The organism is Paludibacterium sp. B53371 (genome assembly GCF_018802765.1).
Classification (GTDB): domain Bacteria; phylum Pseudomonadota; class Gammaproteobacteria; order Burkholderiales; family Chromobacteriaceae; genus Paludibacterium.
Window position 1 is genome coordinate 94,612 of sequence record NZ_CP069163.1, and the last position, 13,366, is coordinate 107,977.

Genomic DNA, 13,366 nt, shown 5'->3' on the forward strand with positions numbered 1-13,366 from the left:
CGCGACCTTCTCTTCGTCTGTCAGACGACCTGTTTGACTCCCTGATGGTTTCAATGGGCAGCGGGTGCTGCCCCCTGCAACAAGGATTGGCATGACTACTGTTTCCCTGGCGCTGTCGGCGTCACGGCGCACGGCGATCGTGCGCGTTTTGCTTTGTCTGTTGCCGGTAATCGGCATGGTGGTGGACCTGGTGTCGCCGTCGCTGCCAGCGATCACGCTGGCGCTACATACCAGCCAGACGCTGGGTCAGGATTTGATCAGCCTGTATCTGTTCGGTTATGCGCTGGGTAACTTTGTCACCGGTTTTCTCACCGATGCCTGGGGACGGCGCCGTTTGCTGCTGGCAGCGATGTCCGGTTTCATGCTGACCAGCCTGCTGCCAGTGTGCTGGCCGACGATCGGCATGTTGTTGCTGACCCGCTGGTTGCAGGGGCTGATGATCGGCTCGATCTCGGTGGTGGCGCGTTCGATCTATTCGGACGTGCTGGCGCCGTCGGAGCTGGTGCGGCTGGGGGTGCTGACCGGCAGTATGTTTGCCCTCGGTCCGATCATTGGTCCCTTGCTCGGTGGCTATCTGCAGGTGTGGTTTGGCTGGCAGGCCTGCTTCGTGTCTCTGGCCGCACTGATGGGGCTGCTGTTGCTGCTGATCCGCCGCATCGTGCCGGAGACACACTTCAACCGTCATCCGCTGCAGCTGGCGATCATCCGGCGCAATCTGGCCGAGGTGCTGCGTCATCGCGAGTTCATGGGGCTGGTGCTGATGATGGGGGCGGTGTACTCGCTGAGTATTGCGTTCAATACCGTCGGCCCCTTCCTGATTCAGGGTCGGCTGCACTATTCACCCATCGTGTTTGGCCACATTGCCCTGTTGCTGGGCTGTGCCTTCATGCTGGCGACGTTTCTCTGCCGCTGGCTGATTGGCCGCTTTGCCGTCGAGCGGCTGCAGGCCGTCGCCACGCTGTTGCTGCTGGCCGTGGCGCTGTGCGGCTTGCTGGCGGGCTGGTGGCTTGGCAGCCATCTGGCGCTGTTGTGTATCGTCAGTGCGCTGATGTTCTGTGCCCAGGGGTTTATTTTCCCGATGTCGATGGGCAAGGGGCTGGCCATGTTCGGCCATATTGCCGGTACGGCCACGGCGCTGATGTTTCTGATCAATACCCTGATGACCAGCCTGACGGCGTTGGTGCTCAGTTTGCTGCCGATCAGTGATCCTCAGGATCTGCTGTGGGTGTATCTGGTGCTGTCCCTGGTCTGTCTGCTGGCACACCGGATGCTGATTCAGCCTCGTCCGGCCCGTCTGGTACGGGCAGCAGGGTGACCAGTTTCCATTGGGGGTGCTGCGGCAGGTGCAGGGTGAACTGCCGGTAGCAGTGCAGCTCACCGGTCGGATGACGAAAGCGGCGTATGCCTCCTTCGCGTTGCAGTACTTCCTGGGCGTCCCACCATTGTCGAAATGCTTGGCTGTGTTGCGTCAGTTCGTCGATCAGCAGCCAATGCAGCGGGTCGCGGGCCAGTGCGGCGCTGTCGGCGCGGTATTCGGCAACCAGCCGTCTGGCTCGCTGCGGCCAGTCGACGATCCACTGCCGGGCGCGCGGGTCGAGAAAGACGAAGCGCAACAGGTTGTGCTCCGGTGCGGCGGGCTGATCCAGCCAGCCGGCAAAGCGCTGTTGCGCCGCCAGGTTGCTGGCGACGATATGCCAGTGAGGGTCGAGCAGGTAGGCGGGGGTCTGCAGGGCCGCCAGCAGGGGGGACAGCGCGTGCGGGTCGTGATGGCGCTGTGCGGGTTGCGGGTCGCTGCGGGCGGCCAGCTGAAACAGATAGTGACGTTCGGCGAGGGACAGCTTTAGTCCGCGGGCGATGGCCTGCAGGGTCGGTCCGGACGGGCTGCTGACACGTCCCTGCTCCAGCCAGGTATACCAGGTGGGACTGATGCCGCACAGCAGGGCGACTTCTTCGCGGCGCAGGCCGGGGGTCCGACGGCGCTGTCCGGGGGGCAGGCCGACTTCCTGTGGTTGCAGGCGTGCCCGGATGGCGCGCAGAAACGTACCGAGCGGGGCGGGATCAGACATGAGCTTATCCAGTTGGCAGTTAGCTCTGATAATAGGATAAGTGCTTATCTTGTAACAGTATGGTGTGGCGCCTAAGCTGACTGCACCATGATCGGGAGAATGCCATGACACACCATGCTGAAACCATTCAACAGCAGTTTGATCCGCAGGCGCAGGCCTATCTGACCAGCAGCGTGCATGCCGATGGGCCGGATCTGCGCTGGTTGCGCGAACAGTGCCTGCCCGCCTTGCCGCCTGGTGGTCTGGCGCTTGATCTGGGCTGTGGTGCCGGTCATCTGACGTTTGCGCTGGCGGCGCAGTTTGAGCGGGTGTGGGCGCTGGATCCCTCGCCTGCCATGTTGCAGACGGTGCAGGAGGAAGCCAGCCGGCGCGGGCTGGGGCAAGTCGAGACGATTGAGGGCGTGGCGCATTGTCTGCCCTTTGCCGACGGGCAGTTTGACCTGGTGGCCAGTCGTTACAGTGCCCATCACTGGGGCGATGTTGCCGGTGCGCTGGCCGAAGTGCACCGGGTATTGCGCCCGGGGGGCTCCTGGCTGCTGATCGATGTCGCGGGGCATGAGTCGGCGCTGGTGGATACCCATCTGCAGACTTTTGAGTTGCTGCGGGATCGCTCACATCTGCGCAATTACAGTGAGACGCAATGGCGCGGGATGCTGGCTGCAGGGGGGCTGAGCCTGCAGCAAGTGCAGCACTGGCCCTTGCGTCTGGTGTTTGCCGACTGGGTGGCGCGCATGCGCACGCCAGCACCGCTGGTGCAGGCGATCCGCTTGTTGCAGCAAGGGGCGCCTGCCGAGGTGGTGCAGGGCCTGCAACTGGAGGCGGATGGCAGCTTTACCGCTTCGACGCTGGCCATGGTGGCCGTCAAGGCGGGGGTGGTTTAGTGCTTGTGCCGGGCGTAGTGACGGTGCCAGCGGCCGAGCCGGGTCGGGTCGGTATAGGTTTGCAGATTCCCTGTGCGGTCGTCGCTGGCGACCAGCTTCAAGGTATGACTGGTCTGGTCAAGTAAAAGGAGTCTGGCATCCGGACTGGTGCCCGTACTGCCGTACCTCCCCCGCTTGTCGATGCGTACGCTGCTGATACCGTGCGAGGCCAGACCTTCGGCCAGCAGTCGGTAGGTGTCGGTGTGTAGGCCAAGAGGGCTGTTGCCATTCCGGTCGGTGGGGCCCGAGCCGGGAATGATCAGCGCCGCAGTTCGGTGTGCCGAACTTGCCGCGAGGAGCGTGCCTTGCAGCGGGCCTTGAGGACCAGGGGTCCGAATATCCGTTGCGGCGGCCAAACTGGCAGCGGTCATGAGACCGGACGCCAGACGGCGTTGTGTTGTGTTCATTGCGCAGATTCTGCCTGCAAAAAAGGACGCCGAGGCGTCCCTTTGTCCTGAAGGTTTCCCGACAATCAGTAACCCAGGTTGAGCGCCAGTTCCAGGCTGTCGCGGTAATGCTGGGCAGCTTGCTCTTCCTTGCCGGTCTGCTGGAACAGCTTGACCAGTTCGGCATGGGCAATCAGGGTCGGCTGGATCGACAGGCTGGCTTCGAGATAGCTCTGTGCCTTGCCCCACAGTTGCTGGCTCATGGCCAGACGGCCCAGGGCCAGCAGCAGCATGTGGTCGCGCGGGCGCTGTTTCAGCCATTGCTCGCCGGTCTTGATCAGCTCCAGGCGGCGGGTCTCGGTCAGCTGGTCGGCCAGATGCGCCAGTTCGCGCGTCAGCTCCGGCGTGGCGCTGTCTTCATCTGCAAGGGCTTCGCTCAGCAGGACGGCAGCCTGGTCGGCTTCTCCCGCCTCGACGAGTCGCGACACCACGCGCGCGACCAGTCCGGGCAGCTTGCGCTCGGCCTCGGGCACTTTACGCAGCCAGTCGAGGATCTCGCGACCGTTGATCAGGGTTTCCAGCTGCTGGCTGTAAGCCGCCTGACGATAGCGACGGGCCTGTTCCGGTTCGAGCGCGTCTGCCTTGAGCAGCTTTTCGGTCAGCGACAGCACGGCTTCGGGTTGCTTCTGCTGCAGGCGGATCTTGAGCTCCAGCCGCAGGGCATTGGTCAGGTTGGGCGAGATCGAGCGGGCACGGTCGATGGCGGCCAGGGCGCCGAGCGGGTCCTTGGCTTCCAGCCGCAGATCGGCTTCCTGCATGTGGCGAGCCAGTTGCAGTGATTCGGGCAGGGCATCGAGGCGGGCCAGGTAGTCATCACGCTTGTCGTAGTCATGCTGGGCACTGGCCGAACGGGCAGCAATCAGCAGGGCGAGGGCCTTGTTCTCCGGCGCATGCTCGCTGTCGACCGCGCGTGCGGCAGCGCGCTCGGCTTTCTGGAAGCGCCCTTCGAAGAAGGCGATGCCGGCATCGCGCAGCGCATGGCGTGCCTGCTTGAGCTGCTTCTGGCGCTGGAAGCGGCGTACTTCGGCCGGCAGTCCGGCTGCCAGGCTGAGCAGGCGCAGCAGGCCATAGGTGACGGCGATCAGGGCGATGGTGGCCACGATCAGCAGGTTGAAGGAAAACTCGATGCGCCACGGCGGCAGGTAGAGGATGGCGTAGCCGCTGTTGACGGTGGCTGCCAACCCGACCAGCACGGCCAGGGCGAACAGGCCGGTGATCCAGATCACGAATTTCACGGCTTGACCTCCGGCGCGGCCTGCGCGCTGTTGACGGCCTTCAGGCTGGCAGACAGATCGGGCAGGGCATTGTTGATCGGCGCGTTCTTCAGCTCGGCCAGCAGGGCCAGCCATTGCTGGGTGGCCGGGGCGCTGTGGTCAAAGTAGCGGTCGATGTAGCTCTGCAAGGCGACCATGTCGGCATTGAAGGGGGCAGCATTGCGTTGCAGCAGGGCTATGCGGGCATCCAGCAGATGCAGCTTGAGGTTCTCGCGCAGCTGGAAGGACTGCTCCGGCGTCAGCAGGATGGCCTCCGGCTTGTCGATGCGGCGGATGCGCACCAGTTCGCCGAAGCTTTGCGAGATGTCATGGATCAGCTGGCTCCAGAACGGGGCGTTGCGGTCGTAGGCCACCGCTGTGACCGGCTGGCGCTGGATGTCGACGCTCAGCGGCAGTTTGTCCACGCCCTGGCTCAGGCTGTCGATGCGGGCCGACAGACCGATGATGTCGAGGAAGGGCAGGGCGCGCAGCGCCTCCAGATCCTGGGCGACCGCTTTTTTGACGCCGATGAGTTCCGGGCGGTCGAAGGCGGCCAGTCGGGCATCGACGGCCTGCAGGGCCGTGATGGCACTGGGGACGTTGCCGGCCAGCTGCAGTTCCTGGCTGGCCAGCGCCAGGGCATGGCCGACTTCGGACAGCAACCAGTCGGAGCGCACCTTGCTCATGTCCTGATACATATTGCTCAGGGCGGCGAACTGACTGTTCGACTGGTTGATGCGCGCTTCCAGCATGGCCAGTTTGCCATCGGTGGCGCGCAGCTGTTCGGTCATGGTCTTGACCGCCGGCTCGACGCTGCGGCGTGCCAGATCCTGCCGCACTGCGCTCAGTTGCAGCTGGGTGTCGTAGAGCTGCCAGCCGGAAAAGGCCAGGGCGCCTAGCGCCAGCCACAGTGCCCAGTTGAAGGGCTTTTTCTCTTGTGGTGGCAGGGTGGGTTGTTCGGACTTTTCTGCGTCCAGCAGCTGGGATTCGCTCATGGATGACGGGAGAACCATTCTTTGAGGCCGGCGACCATTGCTGCGTCGTCCGCCCGGGTTGTCACGATCCGCGCCACGCCTAGTGCCGCCAGTCGCTCGGCGATACGAGGGTGTGGCACACAGTACTGCAGGCATTGTAGCGTCCGGGCACGGTCGCTGCCAGCAAGCCGAAACAATCGTTCGACAATTTCGCTCGTGGTGGCGATGCAGGCGTCCAGCTTGCCCGCTGCCGCCTGGCGGTCAAACAGGGCCCAGTCCGGTGTGGTGTCGACCCGCCGATAGATGTCGGCGAAGGCGACCCGGGCACCGCGTTGCTTCAGCGCCTGTGCCAGTTCTTCACGGCCGTTGGCGCCGCGCACGATCAGTATGAACTGGTCTCGGATGTCCTGCAGTTCGGTCAGGGTCAATAGCGATGCGCTATCACTGCCTGCCTGAGGGTAGATTACCTGACGTTGCGCCAGCTTGCCGAGTTTTTCTGCGCTGGCGGCCCCGACACAGGCCAGCCGCGGCGTGGTATTCATCTCGCGCAAGGCCGGCCAGCCGAGGTCGATGGCGCTGGGGCTGGTAAAGATCAGCCAGTCGGCCGCGGCGGCGCGCGGCGCCAGCGTGGCCAGCACGGATGGCTCGGGTTCGATGGCGATCAGCGGAAAGCGCAGCGGTCGGGCGCCCTCCGCGCGCAGCAGCGCCTCCAGAGCGCCGGACTGGCTGGCCGGGCGGGTGATCAGGACGGTGCGTCCGGCGAGGCTCATGCCTGTTGCTGCAGGATGTCGGCGATCAGGCTGCGGGCATCCTGTTCATCCAGCTTCTTCGCCACGGCGCGCCCGAGGGCTTCGGCATAGTCGCGCGGGGCACTGGCCTCGGCGCGCAGGATGACCGAGCCGTCCGGGTGAGCCAGCAGGCCGGTCAGGGTCAGGATGTCTTCGCGCAGGGTGGCAAAGGCCCCGAGGGGCAGCTGACAGCTGCCGCCCATTTCGCGGGCCAGGGCGCGTTCCGCGCTGACACAGGCATGGCTGTCGGCATCATTCAGCGGCGCCAGCAAGGTGAGCAGATCGCTGCGGTCGGCGCGGATCTCGATGCCGAGTGCGCCCTGTCCGGCGGCGGGCAGACTGTCATCCGCTTCGATCAGGGCAGCGATGCGCTCGCCCAGTCCCAGACGCTTGAGGCCGGCGGCGGCCAGAATGATGGCGTCGTAATCGCCGTTGTCCAGCTTGGCCAGACGGGTCTGGACGTTGCCGCGCAGCGGGCGGATGGTCAGGTGCGGGAAGCGTGCGCGCAGCTGGGCTTCCCGGCGCAGGCTCGAGGTGCCGACCACGGCGCCGTGCGGCAGTTGGGCCAGGTTTTGGTAACGGTTGCTGACCAGGGCGTCGCGCGGGTCTTCGCGGGTACAGATGGCGGCGAGGGCAAAGCCCTGTGGCAAGACCATGGGCACGTCCTTGATCGAGTGCACGGCCAGGTCGGCCCGGCCCTCCTGCAAGGCGACTTCCAGTTCCTTGACGAAGAGTCCCTTGCCGCCGATCTTGGCCAGGGTCTTGTCGAGGATCTGGTCTCCCTGGGTGGTCATGCCGAGAATCTCGACGGTCAGGCCCGGGTAGAGTGCTTGCAACCGGCTGCGGATATGTTCCGCCTGCCACATGGCCAGACGGCTTTCGCGACTGGCGATGACGATTTTGTCCATGAAGCGTTGATTTGATTTGGGTGGCGATGGCCGATTCTATCATGCAAGTTGTCTGGTTTTGCGCTGCAAAAAATGGCGTCCCAATCGCCGGGGAAATGAGGCAGAATGAACTCTGATCTCTAAAAACAATGAACCGGGTGACTAAGGGTGGATAACAAGAATCAATTCGAAAAGGATTTGCCGCTGCGCAATGATCTGGCGCGGCTTGAACGTTTGCTGGGCGAAGTGCTGAGCGAGCAGGCCGGCCCGCAGCTGTACCAGGAAATGCGGGCCATTCCGCAACAATTGCAGCAGCAGGGCAAGTTGCCCGCCAGCCTGCCGGCGGATGCCGACAGTGCGCTGGTGCGGGCCTGTGGCCTGTATGCGCAGCTGTTCAATATTGCCGAAGATCTGCACCATACCCGCCGCCGCCGGGCGCACCGGCTGGCCGGTTCGGCGCCGCAGCAGGGCAGTCTGGAGCGTGCCTTGCAGCAGCTGCAGCAGGAGCAGGTCGGTTTTGACCGCTTGTCCGGCATGCTGTCCGAGGCCTCGATCGTTGCCGTGCTGACGGCGCATCCGACCGAGGTGCAGCGCCAGAGCGTGCTGGACAGCCATCGTGCCGTGCGGCGCTTCATGCACCGGCTCAATCAGCCCGGTCTGCTGCCGGAAGAGAAAACCGAGCTCGAAGCCAAGCTCAAGCGTGCCATTCTGGCGCTGTGGCAGACCGCCGAGATCCGTCCGTTCAAGCTGTCGGTGCTGGACGAGATCAAAAACGGGGTGGCCTACCACCCGATGACCTTTTTCAGTGCGCTGCCCAAGGTGTACGAGCGGCTCAGCCAGCTGATCGCCGAAGGCTGGGGGCAGGCGCCGCAACTCAAGCCATTCCTGCGTGTCGCCAGCTGGATCGGCGGTGACCGTGACGGCAATCCCAATGTCGATGCCGATGTGATGCACAGCGCCATCACCCATCAGGCTGAAGCGGCTTTCCACCACTATCTGGATGAACTGGCCTCGCTGTACCGCGAGTTGTCGCTGTCGATTCGCCATGTCGAGGTCAGTCCGGCGGTCGCGGCCCTGTCGGCGGTGTCGCCGGATGACAAGGTCAGCCGCGAGGAGGAGCCCTATCGTCGCGCCCTGGCGACGGTGCAGGCGCGCCTGGCCAATACCGCCCGTCGGCTGGGGGTCAAACTGCATGGCCGCTGGCACGGGGATGATGACTACGCCGATGTGGCGGCCTGTCTGACGGATCTGCGTGCCATTGCCGAATCGCTGCGCAGCCATGGCAGCGCCAGCCTGGCCGAGGGGCGGCTGAGCCGGCTGATCCGCACGCTGGAGGTGTTCGGCTTCTTCCTGATGCCGCTGGACATGCGCCAGTTTGCCGGCCTGCACCAGCAGGTGGTGGGGGAGCTGTTTGCCCATGCCGGGCTGGAAGACTATGCCGCCGCCGATGATGCGCGCCGTGTCGAGCTGTTGCTGCGCGAGTTGTCTTCGCCGCGCGCCCTGGTGTCGCCCTTTGCCGCCTATAGCGAGCTGGCGCAGAAGGAGCTGGCGATTTTCCGCGAGGCGGCGCGTATCCAGCGCGACTTCGGTGCCGAGGCCATCGGGCAGAGCATCATCTCCAACTGCGCCTCGGTCAGCGACATGCTGGCACTAGCCTTGCTGCTCAAGGAGAACGGCCTGATCCGTCTGGTCGATGGCCAGCCGGTGGCCAGCCTGAATCTGGTGCCGCTGTTCGAAACCATCGCCGACCTGCGTGCGGCGGATCAGGTGATGGATCAGTTGTTTGCCCTGCCCTGGTATCGCGCGCTGCTCAAGAGCCGTGGCGATCTGCAGGAAGTGATGCTGGGGTATTCCGACAGCAACAAGGATGGCGGTTATCTGACCAGTCAGTGGGAGCTGTATCAGGCTGAAACCCGTCTGGTGAACAGTTTTGCCCGTGCCGGGGTGCGTCTGCAGCTGTTCCACGGGCGCGGCGGTTCGGTGGGGCGCGGCGGCGGTCCGGCTTTCGAGGCCATCGTGGCGCAGCCGGCCGGATCGGTGGCCGGGCGTATCCGCATTACCGAGCAGGGCGAGGTGATCGCGTCCAAGTATTCCGACCCGGACATCGGCCTGCGCAATCTGGAGGCCCTGGTGGCCGCGACGCTGGAGGCGACCCTGAGTCAGGTGCACAGCGAACAGGTGGACCGAGCGGCGTTCGACGAGTTGTCTGCCGATGCCTATGCGGCCTATCGCCAGCTGGTGGAAACCCCGCGCTTCATGCAGTACTTCCTCGAAGGCACGCCGATCAATGCCATTGCCAAGCTGAATATCGGCAGCCGGCCGGCGTCGCGCAAGAGCCTGAATTCGATCACCGATCTGCGCGCCATTCCCTGGGTGTTCTCCTGGTCGCAGTCGCGTGTGATGTTGCCGGGCTGGTATGGCTTTGGTTCCGCGGTGACGGCCTTTGTCGAGCGCCACGGCCGCGGCGGCATGCAGCGCCTGCAGGACATGGCCCGCAACTCGGGCTTCTTCCGCGTGATCCTGTCGAATATGGAGCAAGTGCTGGCCAAGGCCGATCTGCGCATTGCGCGCCGCTATGCCGATCTGGTGGAAGACCGCGCGCTGGCGGATCAGCTGTTCAGTGCGCTGGAAAGTGAATGGCAGCGTACTCAGGAGGCACTGTTTGCCATTACCGGCCAGAAGCAGCTGCTGGAAAACAACCCGACGCTGGCGCGCAGTCTGGCTACCCGCCTGCCGTATCTGGACGCGCTCAACCTGCTGCAGGTCGAGCTGCTGCGCAAGTTGCGCCGCAATCCGGATGATGCCGATGCGCTGTATACCATCCATCTGACCATCAACGGGATCTCGGCCGGCCTGCGCAACAGTGGCTGAGCGGTGACACGGGGCGGTGCGCCGCCCCGTTCGCCGGCGGCATCAAGAACGACAAAGAGAGAAAAGGAAACATCCAGATGCAAGATCAACATGCCTGGTCCGGCCGGTTCTCCGAACCGGTGTCGGAACTCGTGAAGAAATACACTGCTTCCATCGGTTTCGATTACCGTCTGGCGCCCTACGATATCGAGGGTTCGCTGGCGCATGCCGCCATGCTGGCGCGTGCCGGGGTGCTGTCGGCCGAGGACCTGGCGGCGATCCGCCGCGGCATGGCCGAAATTCAGGCGGAGATTGCCGCCGGTCAGTTCGAGTGGCGACTGGATCTGGAAGATGTGCACATGAATATCGAGCGCCGCCTGACCGACAAGATCGGCGACGCCGGCAAGCGCCTGCATACCGGCCGCAGCCGCAACGATCAGGTGGCGACCGATATCCGGCTGTGGCTGCGTGCCCAGCTGGATCTGATCGGACCGCTGGTCGGCGATCTGCAGCGCGCACTGCTGGATCTGGCCGAGCAGCATGCCGAGACGGTGATGCCGGGCTTTACCCATCTGCAGGTGGCACAGCCGGTGACTTTCGGCCATCACATGCTGGCCTATGTGGAAATGCTGGCGCGCGATGCCGAGCGGCTGGCCGACTGTCGCCGCCGCGTCAATCGCCTGCCGCTCGGGGCGGCGGCGCTGGCCGGCACCACCTTCCCGATCGACCGCCACTATACGGCCGAGCTGCTGGGCTTTGACGATGTCTGCCACAACTCGCTCGATGCCGTGTCGGATCGTGATTTCGCCATCGAATTCTGCGCCGCCGCCAGTCTGGTGATGACCCATCTGTCGCGCTTGTCGGAAGAGCTGGTGTCGTGGATGAGCCCAAGTGTCGGTTTCATCGATATCGCCGACCGCTTCTGTACCGGCAGCTCGATCATGCCGCAGAAGAAAAATCCCGACGTGCCGGAGCTGGTGCGCGGCAAGAGCGGGCGGGTCAGCGGCCATCTGGTGGGGTTGCTGATGCTGATGAAGTCGCAGCCGCTGGCCTACAACAAGGACAATCAGGAAGACAAGGAACCGCTGTTCGATACCGCGGATACCCTGATCGACACGCTGCGCATCTACGCCGACATGATGCGCGGCATTACGGTCAAGCCGCAGGCCATGCGCCGCGCCGTGTTGCTGGGCTTTGCCACGGCGACCGATCTGGCCGACTACCTGGTGAAAAAGGGACTGCCGTTCCGCGACAGTCACGAGGTGGTGGCACTGGCGGTGCGCCATGCCGAACAGCAGGGGCGCGATCTGGCCGAGCTGTCGCTGACCGAGCTGCAGGGCTTTAGCGCGCTGATTGGCGAGGACATCTACCAGGTGCTGACGCCGGAAGGCAGCCTGGCGCAGCGCAATCATGTCGGCGGTACGGCGCCGGCCCAGGTGCGGGCACAGATTGCGCGCTGGCGGCAGAGGCTGGCCTGATCTCCGTCTGGAGATTGTCTGAAATCCACAGCGCCGTCCGGCAAGCCGCCGGACGGCGCTGTTTTTTCTGGAACTTCACCCGTCGTCGGCAGCCCAAACGGTTCAGATCACTTTCCCAGACCATGACCATGAAACTGACGGATGAACTGCCCGTTTTCCGGCTCTCGGCGCTACTGCTGTCGCTGTGCACCCTGCCAACCCCTGCGCTGGCACTGACCCCGGCTCAGCAGCAAGCCATGCGGAAGCAGCTGGCGCAGCTGGAACAAAGCAGCGGGGGCCGACTGGGGGTGGCGCTGATCGATACCGCCGATAACACACGCATGAGCTACCGCGGCGACGAACGCTTTGCCCTATGCAGTACCAGCAAGGTGATGGCGGCGGCCGGCCTGCTGAAGAAAAGCGAGTCGGATGCCGGTCTGCTGGACCGGCAGGTGCCGATCAGGCCGAAAGACCGCGCAGGCTACGGGCCGATCACCGATCAGCACATGAATCAAGGCATGCGCTGGCGTGATATCGCCGCCGCCGCGGTGCAGTACAGCGACAATCCGGCGATGAACAAGATGATTGCCGAGCTGGGCGGCCCGGTGGGGGTGACGCGCTTCAGTCGCCAGATCGGTGACCGGACTTTCCGGCTTGACCGCACCGAACCCCAGCTCAACAGCGCCAAACCGGGGGATGTGCGTGATACCACCACGCCGACCGCCATGGCCGACAGTCTGCGCAAGCTGACGCTGGGCGATGCGCTGGCGCCGGCGCAGCGGGCACAGCTGGTCAGCTGGCTCAAGGGCAATACTACCGGGGGCGAAAGCATCCGCGCCGGTGTGCCGGCGGGCTGGGTGGTGGGGGACAAGACCGGCAGCGGGGATTACGGTACCACCAACGATATTGCCGTGATCTGGCGCCAGGGACAGGCACCGCTGGTGCTGGTGACCTACTTCACCCAGCACGATCCGAATGCCTCTGCCCGGCGCGATGTGCTGGCGCAGGCGGCGTGTATCGTCAGCAGCACGCTGCAGCCCGCACCCTGATTATTTCATTTCCCAGGTAACACCGAGCAGGGTTTGCCAGCCAGCGGTATGGTGGCTGTTCTGATCGGCCTGCCAATGGCTGCCAACGCCGGCATCCAGATACCAGTTGCCGCTGAGCGGGTGGGAGACCACCAGCAGCAGATTGCCCTGCTCCAGTTGCCAGCCGTCCTGTGCCTGGTTCTGGTGATCGAGGGACTGGCGACGGGTCTTGTCGGCCAGACTGGCCCAGCCCACCAGACTCAGTTTGTGGCGACCAAGCATGGTGAGCGGGGCATCCAGGCTGGCGACCAGCAGATGTCCCGGGTTGTGGTTGCCGAGCCGGCTGGCATAGCCGACGGACAGCGTGCCGTCATTGGGCAGGTCCAGGCCGTAGCGTGCGACCCCCAGACTTTGTGAGGCATGGCTGCCAAGGGACCAAACCGGTTCGAAGGCCGCGCCGAGCGAGACCCAGCCACCGGGCGCCGGCAGCAGCCAGCCGCCTTCGCCATCCTGCCAGTAGGCGGCACCGTAGCGGGTCGGGTACAGCGCCGAAACACCGACCTGGAGCTGGGAACTGCTGCCAAAGTCGGTCTGGTGGGTGACCACGGCGGTGGTGACCGACAGGCTGGGCTGGGGGGCTTCCGCCAGACAGGTGCCGCTGATCAGCAGCAGGCAAAGGGGCAGGGTTGTACGCATA

12 protein-coding genes are annotated in these 13,366 nt (G+C 64.5%); 5 read left to right on the plus strand and 7 right to left on the minus strand.

The features are described from left to right. The first annotated feature begins 91 nt into the window (after window positions 1-91). Window positions 92-1,315 carry a Bcr/CflA family efflux MFS transporter gene (locus JNO51_RS00420; protein ID WP_215780057.1) on the plus strand — a complete coding sequence of 408 codons (1,224 nt, stop codon included), beginning with the start codon at window positions 92-94 and terminating at the stop codon, window positions 1,313-1,315. Here JNO51_RS00420 and JNO51_RS00425 read toward each other — a convergent pair. Further along, window positions 1,200-2,066, minus strand: coding sequence for a helix-turn-helix domain-containing protein (locus JNO51_RS00425; RefSeq protein WP_215780059.1), 867 nt, complete (start codon window positions 2,064-2,066; stop codon window positions 1,200-1,202). The genes JNO51_RS00420 and JNO51_RS00425 overlap by 116 nt on opposite strands. A gap of 104 nt (window positions 2,067-2,170) precedes the next feature. Between JNO51_RS00425 and JNO51_RS00430 the strand changes: the two genes are divergently transcribed. Beyond that, a complete protein-coding gene (locus JNO51_RS00430) occupies window positions 2,171-2,947 on the plus strand; it encodes a class I SAM-dependent methyltransferase (RefSeq protein WP_215780062.1) in 777 nt (258 codons plus the stop codon). Here JNO51_RS00430 and JNO51_RS00435 read toward each other — a convergent pair. The 5 genes from JNO51_RS00435 to hemC all read right to left on the minus strand — a co-directional run bounded on the left by JNO51_RS00435 (window position 2,944) and on the right by hemC (window position 7,355). Continuing rightward, window positions 2,944-3,393, minus strand: coding sequence for a hypothetical protein (locus tag JNO51_RS00435; RefSeq protein ID WP_215780065.1), 450 nt, complete (start codon window positions 3,391-3,393; stop codon window positions 2,944-2,946). The two genes, JNO51_RS00430 and JNO51_RS00435, sit on opposite strands and share 4 nt — an antisense overlap. A gap of 65 nt (window positions 3,394-3,458) precedes the next feature. Continuing rightward, window positions 3,459-4,667, minus strand: coding sequence for a heme biosynthesis protein HemY (locus JNO51_RS00440; RefSeq protein ID WP_215780067.1), 1,209 nt, complete (start codon window positions 4,665-4,667; stop codon window positions 3,459-3,461). Then, window positions 4,664-5,680: a uroporphyrinogen-III C-methyltransferase gene (locus JNO51_RS00445; RefSeq protein WP_215780068.1), complete on the minus strand. Its 1,017-nt coding sequence runs from the start codon at window positions 5,678-5,680 to the stop codon at window positions 4,664-4,666. Before JNO51_RS00445 ends, JNO51_RS00440 begins: the two co-directional genes overlap by 4 nt. Further along, window positions 5,677-6,429 (minus strand): uroporphyrinogen-III synthase, encoded by a 753-nt coding sequence (locus JNO51_RS00450; RefSeq protein ID WP_215780071.1) that lies wholly within the window; start codon window positions 6,427-6,429, stop codon window positions 5,677-5,679. The genes JNO51_RS00445 and JNO51_RS00450 overlap by 4 nt, the downstream gene beginning before the upstream one ends. Next, the gene (hemC, locus tag JNO51_RS00455) at window positions 6,426-7,355 is read right to left on the minus strand and encodes a hydroxymethylbilane synthase (RefSeq protein WP_215780073.1); all 930 of its coding nucleotides are present in this window, start codon (window positions 7,353-7,355) and stop codon (window positions 6,426-6,428) included. The genes JNO51_RS00450 and hemC overlap by 4 nt, the downstream gene beginning before the upstream one ends. Before the next feature lie 147 nt (window positions 7,356-7,502). Here hemC and ppc point away from each other — a divergent pair, with 147 nt between their 5' ends. The 3 genes from ppc to bla all read left to right on the plus strand — a co-directional run bounded on the left by ppc (window position 7,503) and on the right by bla (window position 12,690). Further along, window positions 7,503-10,205 (plus strand): phosphoenolpyruvate carboxylase, encoded by a 2,703-nt coding sequence (gene ppc, locus JNO51_RS00460; RefSeq protein ID WP_215780075.1) that lies wholly within the window; start codon window positions 7,503-7,505, stop codon window positions 10,203-10,205. A gap of 77 nt (window positions 10,206-10,282) precedes the next feature. After that, on the plus strand, window positions 10,283-11,662 hold the full coding sequence (gene argH, locus JNO51_RS00465) for an argininosuccinate lyase (RefSeq protein WP_215780076.1): 1,380 nt from the start codon (window positions 10,283-10,285) through the stop codon (window positions 11,660-11,662). Between the two features lie 128 nt (window positions 11,663-11,790). Beyond that, a complete protein-coding gene (bla, locus tag JNO51_RS00470; RefSeq protein ID WP_371822865.1) occupies window positions 11,791-12,690 on the plus strand; it encodes a class A beta-lactamase in 900 nt (299 codons plus the stop codon). On the opposite strand, the gene JNO51_RS00475 is transcribed toward bla, so the two are convergent. Beyond that, window positions 12,691-13,365: a hypothetical protein gene (locus JNO51_RS00475; RefSeq protein WP_215780078.1), complete on the minus strand. Its 675-nt coding sequence runs from the start codon at window positions 13,363-13,365 to the stop codon at window positions 12,691-12,693. Window position 13,366: the final 1 nt, after the last annotated feature.